Annotated in this window: 1 pseudogene; it reads right to left on the minus strand. The window is 63.9% G+C overall.

Features of this window, described 5'->3' with window-relative positions:
- Positions 1-274, minus strand: a pseudogene (locus tag CVH10_RS20345) (4-hydroxyphenylpyruvate dioxygenase); the annotation flags it as partial.

Genomic DNA, 274 nt, shown 5'->3' on the forward strand with positions numbered 1-274 from the left:
GCGCGATCATGGCCTGGGAGAACAGGCCGGTCGCCTTGCCCTTGATGTCGAAATACTTCTGCTCCTCGAAGTTGAACACCGAGCCGTAGAAGCCCGACCAGGTGCGCATCTGGCCGCGCCGGACGTTGTGGGTCAGGTGGTCCAGCACCTCCAGCCCGACGTTGTTCTTGCGCTCGGCCTCTTCCCAGCCCTCGATCTCGTCCCAGGCGTCATAGAGCGAGCCGGCGTCGCCGTACTGGTCGATGACATACAGCAGCGAGCCGCCGATGCCTTG

The sequence above is a fragment of the Halomonas sp. ND22Bw genome (assembly GCF_003011945.1).
GTDB lineage: Bacteria > Pseudomonadota > Gammaproteobacteria > Pseudomonadales > Halomonadaceae > Halomonas > Halomonas halophila.